The 462-nt window shown below is 63.6% G+C and carries 1 protein-coding gene; it reads right to left on the bottom strand.

The features are described from left to right. Positions 1–462 (bottom strand): Ig-like domain-containing protein (locus tag LZP73_RS19295; protein WP_234236531.1); only part of this gene is annotated, 462 nt, incomplete at both ends.

Here is a 462-nt window from a genome sequence, read left to right as displayed (position 1 = left end):
TGACTTGAAGACTCTGCGTCTGATGAGCGCCAAACCGCCGAGCAGCAGGCCAAGCACGCCGGCCGCGCCGCCGTTCGACTCATTGTCAACCACCACGGCCCCGGCCTTGACCGTGATCAGCACCCGGGCGTCGGCGCTGGCGCCCAGTGGATCTCTGACGCGATAGTCGATGATCGCCTGGCCACTGAAACCGCCGGCCGGGGTATAGGTCAGGCTGGAGTCAGGATTGATAGTGACTGTGCCCTGGTCCACGCTGGCCTGGGTGACACTCAATGCCTGTCCCTCTGGGTCGCTGTCGTTGGCCAGCACGTCGATGATGATGGGCCGACTGAACTGCAGGTTGAGCAGATCGTCGACCGCCACCGGGAACTGGTTTGCCAGCACATCGACAGTAACCTGGCCGCTGCCCGAGCCCCCCTGGTTATCGCTGACGCCATAGGTGATCAGCGCCTGGCCGAAGTA

The organism is Shewanella sp. AS16, assembly GCF_021412365.1.
Classification (GTDB): Bacteria; Pseudomonadota; Gammaproteobacteria; order Enterobacterales; family Shewanellaceae; genus Shewanella; species Shewanella salipaludis.
This window is presented reverse-complemented; position numbering and strand designations above follow the sequence as displayed.